Here is a 21,508-nt window from a genome sequence, read left to right on the forward strand (position 1 = left end):
CCTGGATGACCGGCGCAGCGACGCCACGAGCTCGCCGTCCCCGCGGCGTCGATCGCCAAGAGCCATGTGTCCTGTCGTGAGCCGCCGGCACCCCTAGCTCGTGGCACGCGCGCCCACGTGGCACGTGGCACGTGCCACGTGCCATTCGTCCGGTGCCGCCGGCTCGCTCTCGGGCAGGGACCGCCGCGCCGTGAGCCCCGCCCTTCGAGCAGTGCACGCCGCGGACGCCGCCTGCCGCACCACTCGGGGTGGCCCGGGGGCGCGCCCGGCGATCGTTCCGGGCACACCGATTGCCATGAGCCCTTTCGCACGAGCCTGCGCCGAGGGCGACCTCCTGCCTCCGCCACGACAAGGGTCGGCGAGGGCTCCTGCCGCTCTTCTCTCCTAACCTTAACACATCATCCTCGAGGAACCATGTTGCACCAGACGTCCAGAAAACCGGCGGCCGTGAGCTCGCGCGCGAGCCGGGGCCGGAGGCTCGGCTTCTCGCTCGCGCTGGGCGCCTCGGCGCTCGCCATGCTCGGGTGCGCCGGCGAGATGCCGGGCGCGCCCGGCGCCGACGTCGGCGACGAGCTCGCCGCGGTCCCGCAAGCCCTCCGCGACGACGACACGCCGCTCCACGCCGCATTCGACGAGTCGATCGTGAGCGCCGGCCGCGGCCACGCCTGCGCGCTGAGGCCGAACAGCACGATCGATTGCTGGGGTCTCAACGACGAGCACCAGGCCGACGATCCCGCGGGCATCTACCTCCAGGTCAGCGCGGGCGACGCCCATAGCTGCGCGGTCGGCACGGACGGCAGGGTCCACTGCTGGGGCCGCAACACCGATGGTCAGGCCATAGCCCCCGTGGAGCCCCCGGCGGACCCCTGGGATCCCCCGGATCCCGACTACACCTTCGTCCAGGTCAGCGCTGGCCGGGATCACACCTGCGCGCTGCGGACGAGCGGCACGATCGACTGCTGGGGGCGCAACAACCACGGCCAGAGCTTGGATCAGCTGTCGCAGTATACACAGCTCAGCGCAGGCGATTCCCACAACTGCGCGGTGCGGCGGAACGGCACGATCAGGTGCTGGGGCAACAACACCTATGGTCAGGGCACGGACCAGACGGGCGCGTACACCCAGGTCAGCGCGGGCTCGTTTCATAGCTGCGCGCTGAGGACCGACGGGACGGTCTACTGCTGGGGGCGCAGCAATGAAGGTCAGCTCGACGCCCCCCCGAACACCTTCGTCCAGGTCAGCGTGGGCGTCTATCACAGCTGCGGGCTGAAGCCGGACGGCACCGTCGACTGCTGGGGAGACAACGCTCATGGCGGGGCGATCGATCCTCCGGGCTTCTTCTCCCAGATCAGCACGCAACGCGGGCTCACCTGCGGACTGAGGCTGGACGGCACGGTCGACTGCTGGGGCACCGACGAGGTGGATCCGGCGATCGGGAGCGTCTTCGGGCACGTCACGGTCGCGGCGGGCGCCTTGCACACATGCGCGCTCCGGGCGAACGGCACGATGATCTGCTGGGGGGACAACGCGTACGGCCAGTCCACGGCGCAGGCCGGCGCCTACCGGCAGCTGAGCGCGGGCACCCGTCATTCCTGCGGGGTGACGGCGACCGGCGCGGTCAACTGCTGGGGAGACAACAGCCATGGACAGGACGCGGATCCGCCGGGCAGCTACACCCACGTCGCCTCGGGCCACGACCACAACTGCGGGATCAGGACGGACGGCACCGTCCACTGCTGGGGGAACGACGAATACGACAAGGCGACGGATCCGTCGGGGACCTTCACCCAGGTCGCCGCGGGCGATTTCCACACGTGCGGGGTGATGACGAGCGGCAGCGTCCACTGCTGGGGTCTCGACGCCCAGGGACAGAGCACGGACCCCCCGTACGTTTACACCCAGGTCAGCGTGGGCGATCACCACAGCTGCGGGGTGCGGACGAACGGCGCTGTCCACTGCTGGGGGAGCAACACCTACGGCGAGGCCACGGATCCGGCCGGCACCTTCACCCAGGTCACCCTGGGCCACGACTTCAGCTGCGGCCTGCGGACGGCCGGCGTGGTCCACTGCTGGGGGAGGAACACCGAGGATCAGGCCTCGCCGCCCTACGCCGACTTCACCCAGATCAACGCGATGAGAGACCACACCTGCGGCGTGACGGCGACCGGCCGTGTGGGCTGCTGGGGATATCCCGAGTCAGGGCGGACCGCGCCGCCGACGATGGCGTTCTCTCACGTCGCCGCGGGCGACGATCACAGCTGCGGCATCAGGGCGGACGGCACGGAGGAGTGCTGGGGAAACACGACTTCTTCCTGGGGCGTGGCGCCCGCTGGCACCTTCACCCAGGTGAGCGCGGGCTTCCAACACACCTGCTGGCTGAAGGCGGACGGCACGACGGACTGCAGGGGGGACAACACGTACGATCAGAGCACCGATCCCGCTGGCCCCTTCGTTCAGATCGATGCGGGCTCCTACCACAACTGCGGGGTGACGACGCTCGGCGATGTGGACTGCTGGGGCCGGAATCTCAATGGCAGGGCCGAGGATCAGGACGGCGACTTCCTCAGCGTCAGCGCGGGCGAAAGTCACAGCTGTGCGGTGAGAACGAACGGCACCGTGCACTGCTGGGGATACAACGAATACGGCAAGACCGACACTCCTCCTGGTCTTTACCAGCAGGTCAGCGCGGGCGCGAATCACAACTGCGGGGTGAAGACCGATGACACCGTCTACTGCTGGGGATACAACAACCTCGGCCAGGCCACCGCTCCGGCGGGGACGTACACCGAGGTCGGCGCTGGCTCTTCCCACAGCTGCGGGTTGAAGACGGACGGCACGATCCACTGCTGGGGGTTTGATTTCCGCGACAAGGCGACCGACCCCGCGGGGACCTTCGTGGAGCTCCGCGTGGGCAGGAACCATAACTGCGGGGTGAAGGCCGACGGCACCGTCTATTGCTGGGGGAACAGCGACGACGGCCAGCTCTGGCTCCCCTTGCCGAACTGACGGCGCTCGGCTCAATCGCGCCCGGCGGCGTGAGCCTGTGGATCTTCGCTTTCGCAGCGCGGCGGGCCTGCGGGTCGACGGCGAGCGCGCCGGCAACGGCGTCGCTCCCGCTGCGGGTCCACGTTACACTCGTCGGCAACGTGGCGCCCACTACATTCACGACGACCCTGGACGACGCTCTCGGAGCGGCTTCGGACCCCTTGTGTTCCACGAAGCCGACACCGGGGCTGGTGCTCGTCTTCTCCGTGGACAGCCCTCGCTGCGATGTCCTCCCGCTCAAGGACGGCGAGCTCGCTCTCGGGCGCGGCGAGGTCGGGGGCGTCCCCCTGGACGACCTGCGGATGTCGCGCAAACACGCGCGCGTGCGCTGGGCCCAGGGCCAGTGGGAGGTCGAAGACCTCAATAGCCGAAACGGAACGTCGCTCGACGGCGTTCCGTTGACCGGCGCGCGCGCGGGCGGTGAGCTGCGCATCGTGCGCACGGGCTCATCGGTGTTCGTGATCCGGGCCGACGTGGCGCCGTTCCGGGCGGGGATCTCCACGGCCGGGGCCACGATCCTCGGGGCGACCCTTGCCCGTGCGTGGCACGCGATCGATCGCGCGGCGCACCTGGGAGCGACGCTCCACATCACCGGCGAGAGCGGGACCGGCAAGGAGCACGCGGCGCGGGCCTTCCACGCCCTCGGCCCGCGGCGCGGGGGACCGTTCGTCGCCGTGAACTGCGCCGCCATCCCCAACGGACTCGCCGAGCGGCTGCTCTTCGGCGCGCGCAAGGGGGCCTATTCGGGCGCCGTGGCCGACTCCGAGGGGTACGTGCAAGCCGCCCACGCCGGGGTCCTCTTCCTCGACGAGGTGGCCGAGCTCGACCTCGGGGTGCAGGCGAAGCTCCTCCGCGCGCTCGAGGCGAAGGAGGTGATCCCGCTCGGGGCCGCGCGGCCCGTGCAGGTGGACTTCGCGCTCGTGTCGGCGAGCCACAAGGACCTGCGCGCGCAGGTGGCCGCAGGGAAGGTCCGCGAGGATCTCTACTTCCGCATCGCGCAGCCGGCGGTCCGCATTCCGCGGCTCCACGAGCGGCCCGAGGAGGTGCCGTGGCTCGTGGACGCGGCGCTGCGGAGCGCCGTCGCTGCTGTCGAGCGCGGCCAGGAGAGCGCGCCGCTGGTGGCCCACGCGTCGCTCATCGAGGCGTGCCTCGTGCGGGCGTGGCCCGGCAACGTGCGGGAGATGATGGCGGAGATCCGCGCAGCGGCGCACGCGGCGCAGCTCGAGGAGAGCCCCGTGGTCCAGGCGCGGCACCTGTCGCCCTCGGCGGGGCAAGCCTTCGTCGCGCCACAGGCGAGCGCGCCGGAGCAATCCGCGGGGAGGAGCCAGCCATCGTCGCTGCCCCCGCCCGGCGAGCGGCAGACGCGGCGGGCGGCGTCGCTGCCCGCCGACGAGGTCATCGAGGCGGTGCTGCGCCGCGAAGGGGGGAACGTGGCGCGCACGGCCCGCGAGCTCGGCGTGCACCGGACCCAGCTCCGCCGCTGGCTCGGGCGGCGCACGGCGACCGACGAGGCCGGCGGCGGCGACGACGACGACGACGCGGAGGGGTGACCCCTGAGGGAGCCGCCGGGGCGCCGCCCTGGCCGGCGTCGCACGGGTGCCTCGGAGGTGACGCGGCTCGCCGGACCTCACCGGATAACGCGGCACGCGGCGGGCGGCGCCAGGCTTCATCGGATAACGCGGTACGCGGCGGGCGCGACGCCCTGCCTTCAGGGCGACCGAGCTGCCATGTCTGCAAGCCCCGATCTCACGAATGAAAGGCGTCGGGCGTTTGCCTCAGGGGAAACCCGGGGAAAGCCTGAAGGATGACCCTGGCCCGCATCCTGCTAAGTACGTACCAGAGCGCCCGTGACGGCTTCCCCCCCCCGCCGTCGAATGGGCGCTCTTTTTTTGTGCCCTTGCAGGGGGCGCAGGCGGCTCCGCCCCATGCGGGCAGGACTCGCGCGCTCGGCTCCCGGGCGTCCGTCGGTCAGGGCGCGCTAAGGAACTCCCGGATCGTTGCGAGCGCCTCGTCGCGCGCGTCGTCGAGCACCGCGTGCCCGGCGCGGGGGAAGCTCCGCGCCTGGACGAGCTCCCGGGGCAAGGCGGCGACGAGATCGCGCGCATCCGCGGTCGTCGCGAACGGGTCGAGATCGCCGGACAGCACGAGGGTGGGGCACCGGACGCGCGCGAGGTCCGCGCGCAGGTCGTAGGTCTGCATCTCACCCGCCACGAAATAGCCGCCCACGTCGAGGTGGAGGACCGCGCGGCGGAGCGCGTTTTCCTCCGGCGGCGACTGGCGGTAGAGCGGGAGGCAGACACGGATGTAGTCGTGGAAATTGGGCATCGGATCCGCGAAGAACCGGCGCGCGATGTCGGCCGCCTGCGCGCCCCCGAGCCGCTCGAAGACGGGCAGCATGCGATCGAGGCGGAGCTTCGCGGTCGTGCTCGTCAGGATCAGCTTCCCGGGGTGATCGGGGTATCGCGCCGCGTACGCCTGCGCCACCATGCCTCCGAACGAGTTTCCGAGCACGACGGGCCGCTCGATCTCGAGCGCGTCGCAGAACGCCCGCACGTCGTCCGCCCACGTCTCGAGGTTCCACCGCTCGGGCCCGCTGCGATCGCTGCGCCCGCAGCCGCGGTGATCCAGATAGACGACCTGCGCCACCTCGGCGAGCGCCGAGCCGAACGGCACGAACTCGGTATGATCGCCTCCCGGCCCGCCGTGCAGCAGGATCACGGTAGGTCGCTCCCGCATCGCGGGCCCCTCGGGGACGAGCTTCGCCCCTTCCACATCGAAGAACAGCCGGACATCACCTGTCTGCGCTCTCATCGTGATCGAGTGAAATCACGGACCGCGGCGCGACGCCAGACCCCGCGCCGACGGCAGAACGCACCATGTGTGGCAGATCGCCGCGCGACGCTCCGGCGGCGGCCGCTGCACGTGCCGACTGGGAGCGGACGCCTCCGTTGAAGAGGACGGTCGGCGATCGGAGGGGATCTGTCTTGACACTACGTTCCATAGAAGCCCGCGCAAAACCATCCCGACCTGTCGAGAATTCCCCGCCAACGACCGGCACGCAGGCTCCTCGGATACGGAACGTCACGGCGCGGGCATGACCAGGGTCAGCCCATCGTGCGCGCCGAGCTGCGACGTGATGATGGTCTGCATATAGTCATACGTCGGGTCGTAGGTGTACAGGAACCCGTCCTGATCGATCTCCCAGAACTGGTCGGCGATCGGATCGTACGCGAGGCCGCCGGCGTTGGTGGGCTCTTGATATGCCAGCAACGACCCGGCGCCGTTCGCGACGTCGATGGCGAAGAGGGGTCCATAACCGGCGACGAACCCGACCAGCTGGTCGCGGGTGGTGTCGTAGGCCATGCCGTCGTAGTTTCTGGGGGGCGTCCCGAGGAGGGTCGCGGCCCCGGTCGCCCTGTCCAGCTGGTAGAACCCGGGTTGGCTCCCGCGCGCGCTCCCGTACAGGTTGCCAGTCCTCGGATCGAGGCCGAGCCCGAACATTTTGTCGACGCCGTGGATGCCCACCAGGATGGCGGCTCCGGTGGCGATGTCCACCGTGTAGAGTCCTTTGTTGGCGCGCCCGTCGATCATCCACAGGGTGCCGGTCACCTCCTCCCAGGCGAGCTCGCCGATGTCGAAGCTCACGCCGAGCGGACCGACGTCCTCGAATTTCCGCGTCCGCAGGTCGAACCGGCGAAGCATGTCGTCCTCCTCGCGCACGGTGTAGAGGAACCGGCGCGTGCCCTCGATCTGGCAGGTCGCCGAGCAGCCGTCGCCGTTGACATGGCCGCCATCGTCGCACTCCTCGCCCGGACCGACCCTGCCGTTGCCGCAGGGGGACTCGGGGACGCACGCGCCGCTGATGCATATCGACTCCGCGGTGGTCGGGTCGCCGTCGTCGCACGCCGAGTCGTCGGGCGCGTTCGGGTTCGTGCAGAGCCCCGTCCTTGGGTCGCACACGCCCGCGACGTGGCACGCGTCCAGCGGCGCGCAGGTCACGTCGGCGCAGAGGCTCGGCTCGCAGCTGTAGACGACCGTGACGCGAGCGAACGCCCCGCCGAGCTCCGCGCTCCGGCTCAACCCGTCGCAGCTCGGCGCGGAAATATTCACGGAGTTCACCCCGCCGAGCACGTACGAGCTGGAGTTCACGTCGGGGAACGAGGCGAGCCCGTGATCCGAGTCACAAGTGCACGATCCGATAGGGTCGAAGTTGCCAATCGCGGCGCCATTGAGCGACACGGCGCGGACGCCGGCCTCGAAGGAGCAGTCGATGCCGCTCTCGAGCGCGACGTCGACCCGGCGCACGGAGGAGAACCCGCGCCCGAGATCGTGCCACTGGAACCCGTAGTCGCCGCACCCGTAGCGGTGGGTGTCCGTGTCATCGCAGCGCTCCTCCTGGTTGATGAGGCGGTCCGCATCGATGTCGTAGCTCGTCGCGCATTCCCCGTCGGGGAGCTGGATGAAGCCGTCGGGGCAGGTGCAGTCGCAGCGCTCGGCCGACACGTGGATGTAAAAGTACAGCCATGTCGACGCGCCGTGCACGTCGGTGGCCTTGACCTGAATGGTGTAGACGCCCGGCGTGTCCGTCGAGAACGTGCCGACGGGCCCAGGAAGGCCGAGGACCGGGGAGGACCCGCTCACCTTCGAGCCGAGCTGCCAGGTGATCGAGATCGCGTCGCCATCGGGATCGTCTGCCTCCACGGTGATCGTGGCCGTCTCGCACAGGGTGATGAACTTGCTGGGCGCGATGTCGAGGCTGTTGATCTTTGGCGGGGAGTTCAGAGCGACCACCGTGTCGAGGAGACCGTCGGTATCCCCGCGGCACTGGGACACGAGCATGACTTCCCTCGTCCACTGCCCAGGGACATCCACCACCGTCTCGGCGGGAGCGCACTCTTCCGACGGCGAAGCGTCGTGCATCGGCGTCGCGCAGACGCGGTAATTGCCGCGAGGCAGCACGAACGTGCCCTCCGCGGCCGCGTGCGTCCCGGAGCCCGTGACGAGGTGATCGTCGTAGGGCACATCGCCGGCGAGGGGCACATCGATATCGAGGGCGCTTGTCGCCTCCGCGATCGCCGTGTCCCTGCAGGTGCTGCTGGCGCCGACGACCTTGTAGTGAACCGCCGTCACGTCGTGCCGATCGCCCCGGATCGCGAGGGCGGCACGGATAACCCCGGTCTCCGCGGCGTCACCTCCGTCGATCCCCTGTTGGCCGCACGCCGGCAACGCGAGCGCGAGCGCGATGGCCGTCGCTCCTTGCACGAAGTCTCTTCGTCCCCTTCTCATCCTATCACCTTCCTGGGTTCTTCTCTTGGGTGGTGTGGTCTCGATGCTCGAGCGTCGGCGATCCGGAGATCGAGGTCGCTCCGCAGAGGATTCCGCCGTTCATGCACGTCATGCCGGCGATGTCAGCGCCTGGGTCGCCTTCATCGTCGTCGTTCCCTGCAGGGACAGGAGCCCCGCCGAAACGTAAGTCCTTACGGGGGCTGAGATGCTCGCAGGTCTGCTCGCATTCAACCTCGCGCACGTGCCGTGGCCCGCGGCCGTGGATGTGGGGCGGCGCGGTCGCCTCCGCCGATCCCGGCCGCGTGCCGCGCCTCGAGAGGATAGCCCGCGCAAAGCCATTCCGACCTGTCAAGAATTCCCGCGGTCGACAGAAGCGTTTGAGGCGAGCGTCGCGGCAGCGGCGCGAGGGCGAGCTCCGCGTGTCAGAAATCCCGCCAGAACTACCGGTTGATGACGAGCGGTCGCCGAAGTACCCTCCGCCGCCGTTCCCGCTGCCGGCGGAGAAGCTGAAGAGCGGCCTGCGAACCCAGAGCTCGCCCGGCGCAGGCGGGGCCAACGGTGGTCCCCGGCTGGGAGAGCGTGCTGGAACATCGGTCGGCTCGCCGAGCGCGCAGAGGAAGCGGACGATGTTCCGGGGCTCAGTGACCATGGCGACGAGCTTCATCCGCCCCTTGCAAGTTGGGCACTCGAGGACATCGATCGCAAATGTGCGGCGCAAGAGCTGGCCGCGAGGCGGCACAAGAGCGAGAGCGGATCCATGTCCACCGCGACAGTCCCGTCGGCGAAGGCGCGCTTGAGCGAGAGCCGCACCAGGCCGTCCTGCTGCGGCTCGACGCGCTCCTTTGCGATCGGGGGTCGCAGCACGTAACGCAGCAGCGCCTCCCTCGCCGCGGCATGGTGCGCACCGGCGCGCGTCGCTGCGTGCAAGGTGAAGCCATCGAGCGCAGCGCACAGCGGCTTGTCGTACGCGAGCGCGCTCGGAGAAGACGGCGAGAGCCCGCGGAGCCATTGCGGGCCGGCGGGCGGCTCTCGTCCCGAGACGGCGGAGGCACAGAGCGCTGCCTCGGGCTCGTCGTCCTCCTCGACGTCGTGCTCGATCTCGAGATGCCCGTGCCGCCGAAGGTAACGGAGCATCCGCCCGACGGCGTGCTCTATGACCTGACCGATCTCGCGCGTTCGCAGGTGACCGAGCTCGTTCCACACGAGCTCGGTGCCGTCTTCGTGATAAGCCCCGTCGAGGAAGACCACGTGCAGATGCGGATTGAGCCGCATGTCGCCGGACGTGCGTTGCACGACGGTCACCGCGCCGCTCTTGACCGCGCCGCACGCGCCTCGGCGCGCGGCGCGCTCTTCGTAGAACCGCTCCACGCTCTCGACGAAGATGCGGGTCAGCACGCCGAACAACGCCCCGTCCTGGGCGAGCCTGCGCCGCCACGGAAACGGAAACGTCAACACCCACGGACGGTGCGCCACCTCGGGCAGGACGTCCTCGATCAGGTTCGCCGCCGTGGCACACATGCTAGCGCAATCGCCCGCAGCGCCGATCCTGCTGGTTCGGTTCAGCGGTCGTGGAAGGTCACGGCCCGGAGCGCGTCGACGATGCCATGGCCAAAAAAGTTATTGTATCGCGCGCTGCCCATGCACGTGGCGGTAGGGAACTCGAAATCGGGGTTCTGTGTCACCGTGTTCGGCGTCGGGCACGCCTGGTTGTTCGCCGTGATCTCCAGGATGGACTCGACCTGCGTCGGCCACATGTGTACCTCGTTCCTGCGATGCGAGAAGTCGCCGTACTGGCTGATGATCAGGGCCGCGACCCCAGCGGCGTTCGGCGTTGCCATCGACGTTCCTTCCAGGTAGGCGTAGAGATAACACGGCGGCGTCTCGCCCGGGCCCGTGCACTGCTCGACGTCATTTTCGGAAATGTCGCTGCTCGTCGATGACCACGCGCCGATGATGTTACAACCGCCCCTGTGCTCGCCACACTCGGCACTGTCCGGCACCCCGCTGTAGTCGCGGTTCGAGCCCCCGGGCGCCGCCACGTCGACCACGCCAGTCCCATAGTTTGAATAGTACGCCTTGCCGTCGTCGTACCCAGTCGCCGAGACGCCGACCCAGCCCTCCAGGCCGGCAAGAGTCACGAGCCTGTCGCCGAAGATCCGCCTGTTCGCGAGGTCGAAGCCCTCGTTCCCCAGGGCGCCGACCAGCAACACGCCGTTCGCGCGCGCGAACTGCGTCGCGCGATCGAGCAGGATGTAGTCCGGACTGTCGCAGTCCTGCGTCGTGGTCCTCCGTGTCTTGCATTTCGGGATGTCGGTGGCCAGGCTGGCCGAGACGATGTCGAAGCGCTCGCGGCCTGCGTACATGAGCGACTGCACGATACCCAGCGTTGTGCCTGAACCCGTGCTATCGAGCACTTTGCCCGCGACGAGGGTGACGTTCGGCGCGACGCCCGAGATGCCGACGCCGTTGATCGGGGCCCCGACGGCGCTGATAGTCCAGGTGCCGTGGCCGTTGTAGTCCTGGATCGTCGGCTCGTGGGGGACGAACGAGATGCTCGCGGCGAGGTCGAGGTTGGGAGCGACGTCGATGTGATTCGCGTCGGCGCCCGTGTCGATGACGAAGACGCGCACTTTCTTGCGCCCCCGCTGCACGGCATACGAGCCGTCGAGCGAGGCATTCATGCGCTTCTTGTCCCACTGCTCGAACCCGAGCGGGTCGGGCATCCTCTGGTCGTCGCTGCCGGTCGACATCGTGTCGCCGCCGTGGTTGCCATTGCCGTGGTTGCCGGCGCCGGCGGCGCGCCGCTCGGTCAGCGTCACCTCCACGGCGACGTCGGCAACCATGACGCTCGAGTTCAGCATGACGTCGTTCGCGAAGCTCAAATTGCTGGACTCGACGCCGATGCCGCCGATCTCGGGCAAGCGGACGACGATCGTCCCGCCTGCGCGCGCGACCATCCGATCGACGTTGGCTGGCAGGCCGCTGCTTTGCTTGAACGCGACAGCCCATAACTTTGTCGTCCCGTTCGCAGCGCCAGCCTCCGTGGCAGACAGGGCGCATGCCGCCGCGAGGGCGGGCGCAACGATGGCACGGAGCAACGGCTTGGACGGTGTGGACATGGCTCCTCCTTGAACGCTTTCCGGGCGTCCGCCGGAAGCTGCTTGCGCGTCACCGCCTGGGCGGCGTCACCGCAGTCCATCGCTGGCAGGATCACCTGCTGTCGCGGGCCGATTTTTCCCGAAAGCGAGCAGCTCAGATTACAGTGGTTCGCCGAAATGTCAATGAGCCACAGATTCATGACCTCAGCCCTCCAGTTCGTCCGTGCGAGCCCTAGGTTGAAATGGCGCATCGCACCGGCCACGACGGAGCCGGCGGCCATGGGCACGAGTGCCCGGCGGCGCCCGGGACGACGAGATGGGACGCGGCGGCGCGCGAGATGGGGCTCGCGCGGGTGAGGACAGGGGAGTTAGGATCGCCGTGGAGGCGGCGATCACAGGAAGGGACGGGTGGTCTGGGCAAGGCTCATAGGGAATCGCTCCGCGATGACATGCGCCATGTCGAGGCGCCGGGCGCCGGGTCGCGGCGTCAAGGCCGCCAGGCGATGGGTGATCGGATAGCAGGTGCGCTGTCACGCAGTGTGTCCCGTTTGGCGCCGCGGCTCGGGCGGCGCCGTCGGCCCTTGAATTCGATCTAGAGCAATTTGCTGTTGAGCTTGGTACAAGTTGAGCATGGTCGGGCGGGACGGTGGCATCGCTGATGCTGCTGCCTACCGCATGGGCCCGTACAGCATCGATCTGCGGCAGCGGATCATCGACGCCTACCAGAACTGTGAAGGAAGTATCCGAGAGCTGGCCGAGCGGTTCGAGGTCGCCCCGAACACGGTGCAGAACTATCTCACGCAGCTGCGCGCCACGGGCGACCTCGCGCCGAGTCCGCACGGCGGCGGCATGCCACGGAAGTTCGACGAGACGGACGAGCGGGCACTGATCTCGCTGCTGGAAGAGAAGAACGACCAGACGTTGGCGGAACTGGTCGAGCAGATGGAGCAGCGTCACCATGTGCACGTCAGCGTCTCGACGATGAGCCGCACGTTGCACCGGATGGGGATCACCCGAAAAAAAGGACGTTGGGTGCCAGCGAGCAAGACCGCCCGGACGTTCAACAGGCCCGCGCGAGTTTTCAAGATTGGGCGGGGACCGCAGATGCGCGCCGCTTGATCTTCGTCGACGAGTTCGGCGCCAACCTGGGCATGACCCGGCTCTATGGCTACGCCCCCAGCGGGCAGCGGGCCTACGGCAAGGCGCCGGAGAACGCGGACCCGAACCTGACGCTGGTGCTCGGGCTGGGGCTGCAGGGGGTGGTGGCGCCGGTGGTCTTCGAAGGCGCCATAAATCGTCCTCGATTTGAGACGTACGCCCAGGAGTATCTGGCTCCGGTGCTGCGGCCTGGCGACATCGTGCTCGTGGATCGACTCAAGCCACATCTGTACCCCGAGGTCCGCGCGGCCATCGAGGCGACGGGTGCCGACTACCACCCGCTTCCGCCTTACTCGCCGGATTTCTCGCCGGTGGAAGAGTGCGGCAGCAAGCTCAAGCAGACCCTCCGCACCGCTGTGCAGCGGACCGTGGTGGGCGTGCTCGAGGCGATGGACAGGGCCCTCCACCAGGTGACGCCGAAGGACGCCGAAGGCTGGTTCCGCCATGCGGGCTACCTCGACCGACCCCCTCGTCCCAGACCGCAGCGCAGGGGCACGCCTCGGAGCCGTGCGCCGCGGGCTCGCACGCCTCGCACGCGTCGCGCTCGGGATCCGCCAACGCCCAGCCCGAGGGGCGCGGTCTGTACCAAACCCAATCGCGAACCGCTCTAGAGCGGTTTTCAGCCGGGCTTGGTACACGGCGATAGCTCGGGCTCATTGGGCGCCCACTCTGCTGTGGACGTGCACTCTGCTGGCGGAGCGCGAGAGCGCTCGCTGGGCGGCATCCTGCGGGTTCTGCCTGCACGCGAAAGAGGTGGACGGCGCGGAGGACGGATGTAGCCGGCGTGCTGGAACCAACCCTTGGCGTCGCGATCGCTTACCCGACCGATGGCTCGCCCCATGGCCTGGTAAACTTGCGGGACCGAGCGCGGGGCGGCAGCACGGATGATCTCCTTGACCTTGCTACCGCAGCCCTCCACCGGTGACAGGTCAGGCGAATAAGGCGGCAAGATCCAGAAACTTGCCCCGCGCTCCTCCACGGCAGCGCGAGCACCGGGGGAACGGTGTGCACCCAGCCCGTCGACAACGATCACATCGCCGGGCTGCACTCGAGGCGCGATCCGGTCGCGGATGTACGCCTCGAAGATGGCGCCGTTCATGGACCCCTCGAAGGCCATCGGCTCTACAGCGCCGCCGAGGTTCAGCCCCATGATCAGCGTGATCTTCGGGTCGGTATTGCATGGCACCCGGCCATACGCTCGGCGCCCGCGGCGTGCACGACCGTATCGCCGCACCATGCCTCGATGGACGCCGAACTCATCGAAGAACGTGATCCGGCGTGCGCCTACTTTTCGTGTTTGCCGCCGGAACTGAGCGCGGCGCTTGCGGACGGCGGGCCGATACTGCTCGCTCGCTCGAAGCGTTTTTTTTCTCGTGATGCCCAGCCGCTGCAGCGCCCGATGCATCGTCGGGATGCTGTTACTGAGCACCGTCGTTGATGCCGATGGTGCGCCTGTCGATCCAGCTCTTTGATGGCAGGGTGCTCGACCCACCGAAGAACACCATCACCGAGGCGGATCAGGTGCGATGACGGGGGTGTCCGAGGGCAGCAAGCTGCCAGGGGGCTCCCCGGCCATGCATTGCGCCGAGTCCGATAGAATTCTCAGCGTAACTACTCCTGAGCATGTTCGCGTTGGTCGAATCCAGGAGCACAGGAAAAGAGGGAGCGTTCATTCCGTTCGCCTCTCGAAAATTACCAGCACGACTCCTCGCCCGTCGGCGCAACGAACGGAGTAGGTCAGCGGCAGGAGCGGAGCATCGGCACGGCGCCGGCCACAAAATAGGCGACGGGAGGAGCTCGTTTGGCCGCGTGCCCCCTCCCGTCGTGCTCCGAATAGCTTGAAAGAGCGGAGCCCTCAACAGATCGTCCATTTGGACCTCGATGTCAAAGGCTGGCTCGGTTCCCCGCCCACCGTAGAGCGGGCGCGGCCAGCCCGCTGCCCCCGTTGCGGCGCGGCGGGGTGCCCGCTGGGGGGCGGGTTGGGGCTGTGGGGTCACGGAACGCGGTCGCGGCAGGTGCGCGGGCCGCTGGCTGCCGGCGAGCGCGGCGGGCTCGTCACGATCGAGGCGCGCCGCTACCGATGCCGCCACTGCGGCGCCGCGATCACGGTCGTTCCGCGGGGCGTCGCGCCGCGACGGCACTTCGCCGCGACGGCGATCGGTCTGGCCCTGCTGCTCGTCGGCGTCGCCGGTGCAGCGCTCGTCGAGGTGCGGCGGCGCGTCAGCCCTTGGTCTGCCAGCTTCGATGCTGACAGCTGGGTGACCGTGCGGCGCTGGCTACGCGCCATCGACCAGGAGCGCCTCTTTGCGGCGGTCCGCCCCAGTCCCCTCGCTGCATCGCTGCGGCAGCGGGCCGAGCGGGCCGCGATGACGCTCGTCGCGATGGCGCCTTTTGCGGCCGAGGTCCCCGAGGCCGCCGTCATGGCGGGCGCCGTGCGGGCTGCGTGATGGCAAGCGGCCCGCTCGCCGAGCTCATGCCGGACCCCACCCGGTTGGATCCTCGGTCGGCGAAGCGCATTGCGCTTGGATGGCTGTGCGGCCGGTGCGGTGTCACCGGCGCGGAAAGGACACGACGTGCAAGACCCCCTCCAGCCGAAGGACCACGCCGAAGCGGTGGCGCTCTATCGCAGCGAGATCATTGGCTCGCTCATGCACCGCGAGCTCGACCGCGGAGAGCTCGCCGAAGCGCTCGCCGACCTGAGCAAGCAGCGGTTTCGCCCACCGCGCGCCCATTCTCCGTGCACTTACTCCGTCCCCACGCTCGAGCGCTGGTACTACGCGTACAAGACCGAAGGTCTCGAGGGCTTACGCCCCAAGCCCCGCAAGGACAAGGGGCGGGCGCGCGAGCTCACCCCCGAGCAACGGCAGATGCTGCTCGAGATCCGAGAGGAGCACCCGAGCGCCTCGGTCTCGCTCATCCTCGACACCTTGATCGCGGCGGGCCGCATCGACAAGGGTGCCATCTCCGCCACCACGGTGCGACGGCTGTACGCCGAGCACCACCTCGATCGCGTCGCGCTGCGCGATCGCACGGGCGGCAAGGTGCGGCTGCGCTGGCAGGCCGAGCATCCCGGCGCCCTGTGGCACGGCGATGTGTGTCACGCGTCGCCGATCCTCGTCAACGGCAGCCCGGCGCCGGTGCGCATTCACGCGCTGCTCGACGACGCCTCGCGGTACATCCTCGCGCTCGAGGCGATGAGCGCCGAGCGGGAGGTCGACATGCTGGCGCTCTTCATCCGGGCGCTGCGCAAGCACGGCGCTCCCGACGCCCTCTACCTGGACAACGGCTCGACCTACCGCGGGCACACCTTGCACCTTGCGTGCGAGCGACTCGGCACCACCCTGATCCACGCCCGCCCGTACGACGCCCCCGCGCGCGGCAAAATGGAGCGCTTCTGGAGGACGTTGCGCGAGAGGTGCCTGGACTTTACCGGCGCGCTCGGGTCACTCCACGACCTCAACGTCCGGCTCTACGCATGGGTCGACGAGCACTATCACCGCACACCGCACGCGGCGCTCTTCGGCAAGTCCCCCGCGCAGGTGTACGAGGAGTATCCCCACGTCACCGACGACCTCGACGAGCGGAAGCTGCGCGACGCGCTCACGGCCCAGGCCCGCCGGCGCGTGCGGCGTGACAGCACGCTCTCGATGGATGGGGAGGACTGGGAGACCGATCTCGGCTTCCTCGCCGGCCGCCTCGTCACGGTGTCGAGGTGCCTCGTCACGCCGAACGAGCCGCCCTGGATCGAACACGAGGGCAAACGCTTCGCCCTGCACCGGATCGATCCGGTGAAGAACGCCCAGCGGCCGCGACCGACCTGCAACCTCGATGTCGCTCACGAGGCGCGCGTCCCCTTCGACCCGCCGAAAACGCTCCTGGACAAGGCTCTCGGGCGGACGCCTCGCGGTGACGAGGAGGGATGACCATGGACTTCTGCAGCCACTTCAGCTTCACGGCAGAGCCATTTTCCAAGGAGGTCGAAGACGGCGAGCTCTGGCTCCCCCCGTCCAAGCAGATGCTCCTCGAGATGCTCATCGAGGCGGTGCACGCCAGAAAGAGCGTGCTGCTCGCCGGTGACCCCGGTGTCGGCAAGACGTGTCTGCTCCGCGCGCTCCGTCATGCCCTTTCGCCGCAGACGTTTCGCTTGACCTACTGCGCCAACGTGACGCTTGGACGCCGGGACTTCTATCGCCAGCTCTGTCTGGCCCTCGGTCTCGCGCGCTGCAGCACCGCTGGAGACGTCTTCTACGCGGTCAGCACGCACGTCGAGGAGCTCGCGAAGGAGCGCGTATTTCCGGTCTTCGTCCTCGATGAGGCCCATCTACTTCATCAGGACACACTCGATCATCTTCACATACTCCTTAATTGCGCCTGGGATAGCCGCGCTTTGCTTTCGCTCGTGTTGCTTGGCTTGCCCGAGCTCGGCGAGCGGCTCCGCGTGCGCCGCAATCGCTCCCTGTATTCACGCCTCCATTACCGATTGACCATTGACCCGCTCACGCCGGACGATACGGCCGACTATCTGCGTGTACGTCTCGGCCGAGTCGGCTGCACGAAAGAGCTCTTCACCTCGGACGCGATCGCGATGCTGCACGAGGCGGCCGCTGGCAGCCTGCGCGACACCGATCGACTCGCCACCGCCGCGCTCCGCGCCGCTGCGCGCAAGAAGCGCAAGCTCGTCGAGCGCGACGTCCTGATCCGCATCCTGCAGCTGGACGCAGAGGAGGCCGGATGAACCCCGTCCCCCTGGCCGAGGGGGACACGCGGCGCGGCCACGCCGCGGGCAGCGCAGCCGCCGCCCTCGTCGCGGCCCTCGCGCTCGCCCGCGACGCGCTCACCGCGCGCTACCCGGGCGACCCGGATCCGCTTTGCCCTCGCCTCTACGCCGTCGACGTCGTGCTCCACTACCTCGATCGGCTCGACGACGCTCTCGCTCGCTATCACGCCGTCCTCGACGGCGATGACCGCCTCCCCCTCCGCATCGACTGAGAGCGCCGGCGCTCTGCGATCGCCGCAGTCACCCGACGCATCGCCTCGCTGCAATCGCGGTAAGCGGAGATCCAGCTCGATGATGGCCATCACAGAGCCGGATCTTCCGGCCATCAAACAGCCTGCTCGGTAACACTCATACGTGAACGTCGCCCTCGCGTCGGCCCACATGCCGTTCAGCGCATCGAAATCGTCGAAGCCGACGAAGCAGCTCGCAGCCGCCCTGGCAGGGCTGGCCGACAGCATCGCGCCGAGCGCCATGGAGGCGGCCACCGCGCCGCGCAGCAACGTTCGAACCGTGGTGTTCATGGGTCTCTCCGGTCTCTCTTGTTCGGGTTGGTTTCTCACGGCGCGGCCATGAGCTCGTCGAGCTCGCGCAGGGCCGGCGAAAGGAAAGGCGTTCGCTCCCGCCGTTATCCCGGCTGAGGCGGCGCGACTCTGGTGCCCCGCACCGTCCGGGAGCCCCGTAGAGCAACGCGCATAACAGGAAGAAGCGCGCCAAGTCGAGGTCCACGATGCGATGCTTGCGACGGAGCAGTCAGAACTCTCCGCGCCCTGCGGCCTCGATCGACAAGAACGTGTGCCTCGCGTGCCGCCCATGCAACGAGTTCGAGGCAGGCGCCACAAGAACTTCCATGTCGATGAAGCTGCCATCCGAGATGGATGAAAGATTCCAGGCACATGCGAGCCCGCGTGGTTCTTATGCTAAATCATGTTAACAACAGTCGAAGACGGGGATGCGTGAATAGCCTCCGGTGCTAGGTCCCTCCGGAGTACCTGCCCATGGGTGGGCAGGAGGAGGAAACCACATGCACTTGCTCCAGCACGTTCAGAAGCTCCGTCGTTTCACTCCGTCCCGCTCCCTGGGCTTGCGTGCCCTGGTGGGCGTCGGCCTCCTCGCGGGGGCAGGCCTGCTGCTCCCCGAGGTGGCCTCGGCGCAGGAGGACCCCATTCCCTGCCCGTTCGACAACGTCCTCTGCCTGTTCGAGGAGGAGGGCTACGGCGGGGAAATCTTCAACGTCCGGGCGCTGAACCCGCAGGTGGGCACGTGCGTCAACCTTCCGGAGCACGGCTGGGAGGGAAGGGCACATTCTGCCTACAACACCAACGGCGCCGGCGCCGCGATCTTCCAGAACGAGAACTGCATCGGCTACCCGTACCCCGTCTACGGGGAGAGCGGCCTGAGCCCGCTGCCGTTCGTTCCCAAGAGCGTCTACGTCTTCTGACGCGATGATCGGGCGAAAGGCGATGGGCAGCGCGGCCATCGCCTGGAGGCCAGGACGAGCCGGCCGAATCACGAAAAGCAGAACCGCGCGGGCCACCAACGCGGGCTGGCGCTCGGGGATGCGCGGGGCACGAAAAGGCCCAAGAACGAGGGCGCCGCTCGAATGGGGTCGAGCTGCGGCCAGAGGTTGGCCAACGGCCACGCGCGAGCGGCACGCGGAGGGACGAGGCCGAGAGGCTCACGCCGCGTCGAACGACGGGTCTCTGGCCCTCGCGATGGGCGGCGGCTCGGTGGGGATGCCGAGATGGGTCAGGAGCGCCACGATGGCTTCGCGCTGCGCACGTTGACCGATGTCGGCGACGAGCCGCCGGCGCCCACCGCACGGACACGCGAGCACATCCTCCAAATAGACGCGGCGGATGAGGGAAGCCCAGTCGATGCGCGCTTAGACCGGCGGGACGATGCCGTCGCCGAGGCTCGTCCTCATCGAGGCGCACAACGGTGCCGCCGAAGAGCGACAGTTGCGTGCACGCTTCGAGCGTCCTCGCAACCGGCGTGATCGCCGCGCCGGTGCTGCGACTCGCGGCCGTCACCCGCACCAGAACTGGTATCGCTCATCCTGCACAGCTGAAACCTGAGCCCTTCGCAGAGCCATCCGCTGTCCTGCGGGACATGCCCGATCAGCCCTCGCCGCGCGGCAGCGCCGACCGTGGGGCGGGCAGGCTGCCGAACACCGCCTGCGTGCGCAGGTTGGCGTCGACGTCGGCGAGCAGCGTCTCGAGGTTCTCCTGCGCCATTCGCCGATAGTAGGCGTAGGCGACGTGGTTGAGCTTGTGGAGGCCGCCGTACGTCGTGGCGACGACGCCGAGGGTCGCGAGCGCCGCGAAGATCGGGAGCACCAGCGGGAACATCGCGGCGCCGACGGCGGCGCCGGTGACCGCGGTCAGACCGCCCACCCATGGGTAATACAACTTGCGGCCGAACGCGATCGCCTCGTGCAACTCGGCCGTCGCCGTGCACTCGATCGCGTCGCGGCCGCGATGCTGCATCGTCAGGCGGAGCTGGCGAATACTCAGCACGTACATGTAATAGAGGAAGCCGACGGGGCCGGTGCCGTCGACGCCGTGGGTGAACTTCGGCACGCGGAAGATCACCGCGCCGCCGTCGAGCGGGTGCGGGCCGACGGCGTCGAGCAGGCGCAGGTTGTACGGGCTCGCCTGCCACACGTGCACGAGCGCGTCGATCACGGCCTTCGCCGGAGCCCGGAACACCCGCGAGGCGACGATCTGGCGGACGTCCGTGCCGAACAGACGCACCGACCAGCGGGCCTCAGCAGCCGCCGAGACCACCGGGATCGCAAGCGGGCTGCCGGCGGGCAGCTCGGCTGCGGCCATCGCCACGAACTCGGGGGCGATGCCCGCCTCGGCCGCGGCGGCCCGGACCTCCGACACGCGCAGCCCGCTCGTGCTCGTCGGTCCCGGCGAGGGCGCGGTCCGCGAGCGCTCCTCGACGCGGCGGGCGGCGTCCGCCTGGAGCTGCGCGGCGCGCTGGAGCACCGCGGAGACCTCGCGTTCGTCGAGCAGGCGATCGCCGCCGATGTGCGCGGGGACGCCAGCGAGCTCGCCCTCGACGGCGACGAGCGCTTCGGCGAGCGCTTCGCCGGTCGACCAGCGCTCGTCGGGCTCCTTGGCCAGGCAACGATCGATCGCGGCGGCGAGGCCCGCGGAGACCTCGGGCGCGAGCGTACGCAGCGGCGGGGCCGGCTCGGTCGCGTGCTTGACGAGCATCGTCGGCGTCGCCGCGCCCTCGAATGGGTGCTGGCCGGCGAGCAGCCAGTAGCCGACGACGCCGAGCGAGTAGAGATCGCTGCGCCCGTCGACCTCGCGCCCGAGGATCTGTTCCGGACTCATGAACATCGCGGTACCGACCATGTGATCGTCGCCGGTCAACCGCGACGTGTGAGCCTCAAACGCGATCCCGAAGTCGCTGACGAGCACGCGGCCGGTCGTGCGCTCGACGAGGATGTTCTCGGGCTTGACGTCGCGGTGCACGACGCCCCGCGCGTGCGCGTATGCCAGCGCCCACGCGACCTCGCGGAGCAGCCGCACGACCTCGCGTGCCGACGGTCGGCCGCGACTCTGCACCCGTTCGGCCAGCGTCTCACCGTCGACGTACGGCATCGTGAAGTAGGCGAACGCGCCGGCCTCATCGGCGTGGAGGATCGGGACGATGTTCGGGTGCGACAGCCTCGCCGCCGTCCTCGCCTCGCGGAGGAACCGCTGGCGGTGCGCGGCGTCGGCGGCCCGCTCGCGCGGCTGCACCTTGATCGCTACCGGCCGCTCGAGGCGGAGGTCGCGCGCGAGCAGCACGACGCCCATGCCACCGCGCCCGAGCTCTCGCTCGACCGCGTACTCACGCCCGAGGGCCGTCGCCAGCTCGGCGAGCTCCACACCGTCGAAACGTGCGCCGGGCTGGGTCGGGGCGCTGCCGAGGCTCATCGCCCAGGATGCTACCAGATCGGCGCTGCCGGCCCCCACCCGCGGTCCGACCGGACCGGTCAACCCGACGCGCCCAACTTCCGCGATAGCATCGTCCGGGACGCACACGCTTCGACCTGCCCGACCGGCGCGTCACGCCCGGCGTGTCGCCTGCAGCTTCTGAACGATGTCCTCGCGCCTCGGTCGGCGGCCTCGGAAGCGGCCTCCCT

16 protein-coding genes are annotated in these 21,508 nt (G+C 69.0%); 10 read left to right on the forward strand and 6 right to left on the reverse strand.

Translation table 11 applies throughout. The features are described 5' to 3' along the window. The first annotated feature begins 414 nt into the window (after positions 1 to 414). Positions 415 to 3,006 (forward strand): RTX toxin, encoded by a 2,592-nt coding sequence (locus tag WMF46_RS35080; RefSeq protein WP_437981181.1) that lies wholly within the window; start codon positions 415 to 417, stop codon positions 3,004 to 3,006. 200 nt (positions 3,007 to 3,206) lie between these two features. Further along, on the forward strand, positions 3,207 to 4,595 hold the full coding sequence (locus tag WMF46_RS35085) for a sigma 54-interacting transcriptional regulator (protein ID WP_437981182.1): 1,389 nt from the start codon (positions 3,207 to 3,209) through the stop codon (positions 4,593 to 4,595). 418 nt (positions 4,596 to 5,013) lie between these two features. On the opposite strand, the gene WMF46_RS35090 is transcribed toward WMF46_RS35085, so the two are convergent. The 4 genes from WMF46_RS35090 to WMF46_RS35105 form a co-directional block, all read right to left on the reverse strand. Beyond that, positions 5,014 to 5,856: an alpha/beta fold hydrolase gene (locus tag WMF46_RS35090; protein WP_437981183.1), complete on the reverse strand. Its 843-nt coding sequence runs from the start codon at positions 5,854 to 5,856 to the stop codon at positions 5,014 to 5,016. 270 nt (positions 5,857 to 6,126) lie between these two features. Next, complete coding sequence (locus tag WMF46_RS35095; RefSeq protein WP_437981184.1) at positions 6,127 to 8,307, reverse strand: PKD domain-containing protein; 2,181 nt, start codon at positions 8,305 to 8,307, stop codon at positions 6,127 to 6,129. Between the two features lie 684 nt (positions 8,308 to 8,991). Continuing rightward, positions 8,992 to 9,849 carry a transposase gene (locus WMF46_RS35100; protein WP_437981185.1) on the reverse strand — a complete coding sequence of 286 codons (858 nt, stop codon included), beginning with the start codon at positions 9,847 to 9,849 and terminating at the stop codon, positions 8,992 to 8,994. Positions 9,850 to 9,890: 41 nt separating this feature from the next. Beyond that, entirely contained in the window at positions 9,891 to 11,450 is a 1,560-nt protein-coding gene (locus WMF46_RS35105) for a S8 family peptidase (RefSeq protein WP_437981186.1), read from the reverse strand. 609 nt (positions 11,451 to 12,059) lie between these two features. Here WMF46_RS35105 and WMF46_RS35110 point away from each other — a divergent pair. Next, a complete protein-coding gene (locus tag WMF46_RS35110) occupies positions 12,060 to 12,548 on the forward strand; it encodes a helix-turn-helix domain-containing protein (RefSeq protein WP_437981187.1) in 489 nt (162 codons plus the stop codon). Further along, positions 12,545 to 13,198, forward strand: a complete 654-nt coding sequence (locus tag WMF46_RS35115; RefSeq protein WP_437981188.1) for a transposase — start codon at positions 12,545 to 12,547, stop codon at positions 13,196 to 13,198. The genes WMF46_RS35110 and WMF46_RS35115 overlap by 4 nt, the downstream gene beginning before the upstream one ends. An 8-nt stretch (positions 13,199 to 13,206) precedes the next feature. Here WMF46_RS35115 and WMF46_RS35120 read toward each other — a convergent pair whose 3' ends face one another. Then, positions 13,207 to 14,079, reverse strand: coding sequence for an IS630 family transposase (locus WMF46_RS35120; protein ID WP_437981189.1), 873 nt, complete (start codon positions 14,077 to 14,079; stop codon positions 13,207 to 13,209). A gap of 523 nt (positions 14,080 to 14,602) precedes the next feature. Between WMF46_RS35120 and WMF46_RS35125 the strand changes: the two genes are divergently transcribed. The 6 genes from WMF46_RS35125 (at position 14,603) to WMF46_RS35150 (ending at position 18,802) form a co-directional block, all read left to right on the forward strand. After that, complete coding sequence (locus WMF46_RS35125) at positions 14,603 to 15,034, forward strand: hypothetical protein (protein WP_437981190.1); 432 nt, start codon at positions 14,603 to 14,605, stop codon at positions 15,032 to 15,034. 126 nt (positions 15,035 to 15,160) lie between these two features. Then, positions 15,161 to 16,510: a helix-turn-helix domain-containing protein gene (locus WMF46_RS35130; RefSeq protein WP_437981191.1), complete on the forward strand. Its 1,350-nt coding sequence runs from the start codon at positions 15,161 to 15,163 to the stop codon at positions 16,508 to 16,510. Further along, a complete protein-coding gene (locus WMF46_RS35135; RefSeq protein ID WP_437981192.1) occupies positions 16,507 to 17,322 on the forward strand; it encodes an ExeA family protein in 816 nt (271 codons plus the stop codon). Before WMF46_RS35130 ends, WMF46_RS35135 begins: the two co-directional genes overlap by 4 nt. Beyond that, positions 17,319 to 17,576: a hypothetical protein gene (locus WMF46_RS35140; RefSeq protein ID WP_437981193.1), complete on the forward strand. Its 258-nt coding sequence runs from the start codon at positions 17,319 to 17,321 to the stop codon at positions 17,574 to 17,576. Before WMF46_RS35135 ends, WMF46_RS35140 begins: the two co-directional genes overlap by 4 nt. 142 nt (positions 17,577 to 17,718) lie before the next feature. Next, positions 17,719 to 17,937 (forward strand): hypothetical protein, encoded by a 219-nt coding sequence (locus WMF46_RS35145; RefSeq protein ID WP_437981194.1) that lies wholly within the window; start codon positions 17,719 to 17,721, stop codon positions 17,935 to 17,937. A 448-nt stretch (positions 17,938 to 18,385) separates the two neighbouring features. Beyond that, positions 18,386 to 18,802, forward strand: a complete 417-nt coding sequence (locus WMF46_RS35150) for a peptidase inhibitor family I36 protein (protein ID WP_272095605.1) — start codon at positions 18,386 to 18,388, stop codon at positions 18,800 to 18,802. A gap of 679 nt (positions 18,803 to 19,481) precedes the next feature. On the opposite strand, the gene WMF46_RS35155 is transcribed toward WMF46_RS35150, so the two are convergent. Next, on the reverse strand, positions 19,482 to 21,299 hold the full coding sequence (locus tag WMF46_RS35155) for a protein kinase domain-containing protein (RefSeq protein WP_437981195.1): 1,818 nt from the start codon (positions 21,297 to 21,299) through the stop codon (positions 19,482 to 19,484). Positions 21,300 to 21,508: the final 209 nt, after the last annotated feature.

Source organism: Sorangium sp. So ce117 (assembly GCF_051524395.1).
Taxonomy (GTDB): Bacteria; Myxococcota_A; Polyangia; order Polyangiales; family Polyangiaceae; genus Sorangium; species Sorangium cellulosum_B.

Coding starts and splice junctions, on each gene's coding strand:
- WMF46_RS35080 (WP_437981181.1), top strand. CDS start 415: ATGTTGCACCAGACGTCCAGAAAACCGGCGGCCGTGAGCTCGCGCGCG.
- WMF46_RS35090 (WP_437981183.1), bottom strand. CDS start 5,856: ATGAGAGCGCAGACAGGTGATGTCCGGCTGTTCTTCGATGTGGAAGGG.
- WMF46_RS35100 (WP_437981185.1), bottom strand. CDS start 9,849: ATGTGTGCCACGGCGGCGAACCTGATCGAGGACGTCCTGCCCGAGGTG.
- WMF46_RS35105 (WP_437981186.1), bottom strand. CDS start 11,450: ATGTCCACACCGTCCAAGCCGTTGCTCCGTGCCATCGTTGCGCCCGCC.
- WMF46_RS35110 (WP_437981187.1), top strand. CDS start 12,060: ATGGTCGGGCGGGACGGTGGCATCGCTGATGCTGCTGCCTACCGCATG.
- WMF46_RS35135 (WP_437981192.1), top strand. CDS start 16,507: ATGACCATGGACTTCTGCAGCCACTTCAGCTTCACGGCAGAGCCATTT.
- WMF46_RS35140 (WP_437981193.1), top strand. CDS start 17,319: ATGAACCCCGTCCCCCTGGCCGAGGGGGACACGCGGCGCGGCCACGCC.
- WMF46_RS35150 (WP_272095605.1), top strand. CDS start 18,386: ATGCACTTGCTCCAGCACGTTCAGAAGCTCCGTCGTTTCACTCCGTCC.
- WMF46_RS35155 (WP_437981195.1), bottom strand. CDS start 21,299: ATGAGCCTCGGCAGCGCCCCGACCCAGCCCGGCGCACGTTTCGACGGT.